The organism is Pseudomonas sp. PB106, assembly GCF_009764645.1.
In the GTDB taxonomy this organism is placed as follows: Bacteria; Pseudomonadota; Gammaproteobacteria; order Pseudomonadales; family Pseudomonadaceae; genus Aquipseudomonas.
Map to the genome: position 1 here is coordinate 1 of NZ_RWIM01000224.1, position 1136 is coordinate 1136.

The following is a 1136-nucleotide window of genomic DNA, read 5'->3' on the forward strand; positions in this document are numbered from 1 at the left end:
TCACCGCCGGAACGGTGCTCGGCACCAGGTTCTCGAAATTGCCACCGGTGGCGGTCGCAATGGTTGCTTCGACTTTGCCGGCATCTTTATAGACGTCATCGGCAGGCGCTGCGACGGTCACGGTGCCAGTGGTTTCGCCAGCCTTGATGGTGATCACCGAGCCGTTGCTCAGGGTCACGGTCACTGGCGAGCCAGCCGCATTGGTCAGGGTGGCGGTGTAGGTGATCTGGCCGCCTTCGTCCACAGTGTCCGTCGCGGTCAGCGACAGATTGGTGGTGTCGGTGGTGTCGGTCACGGTGGTGCTGACCGGGGTTTTGTCGGCCACGAAGTTTTCGTAGTTGCCGCCAGAAACGCCAGTGATCGAGTTGGTCAGCGGGGCGTGGCCGGTCAACGCATCGTTCGGCGCGGTGGTGGTCACGGTGCCGGTGGTCTTGCCGATTTCGATGGTGATGTTCTGACCGTTGGCCAGGGTCACTACGACAGGCGAGCCAGTCACAGGTGCACCGACGGTAGCGGTGTAAGTGACAGTGCCACCTTCAGCCGCAGACTCGGTGGCGGTCAGTTTGACCGTCGAAGTATCGATGGTGTCGGTAACGTCGGTGACCGCTGGCGTGGTGCTTGGAACCAGGTTCTCGAAGTTGCCGCCAGTGGCATCCTTGATCGTCACTTCGACCTTGCCGGCGTCTTTGTAGACGTCATCGGCAGGCGCGGCGACGGTCACGGTGCCGGTGGTTTTGCCGGCCTCAATGGTGATCACCGCGCCGTTCGACAGGGTCACGGTGACCGGCGTGCCGGCCGGGTTGGTCAGGGTCGCGGTGTAAACGATCGAACTGCCTTCAGCCACAGTGCCCGTGGCGCTCAGCGTCAGATCGGTAGTGTCAGTGGTGTCGGTAACAGTAGTGCTGACCGGGGTTTTGTCGGCAACGAGGTCTTCGTAGTTACCGCCGCTCACACCCGTGATCGCGTTGGTGATCGGCGCGTGGCCGTTCAACGCATCGTTCGGCGCAGTGGTGGTCACGGTACCAGTGGTTTTACCCACTTCAATCGTGATGTTCTGACCGTTGGCCAGGGTCACGGTGACCGGCGAACCCGTCACTGGCGCGCCAACTGTCGCGGTGTAAGTCACGGTGCCGCCT

At 62.2% G+C, this 1136-nt stretch carries 1 protein-coding gene; it reads right to left on the bottom strand.

The window, feature by feature from the left end; all coding sequences use genetic code 11:
- Positions 1-1136: immunoglobulin-like domain-containing protein (locus EJA71_RS27060; RefSeq protein WP_178113758.1), on the bottom strand; the 1136-nt coding region annotated here is incomplete at both ends.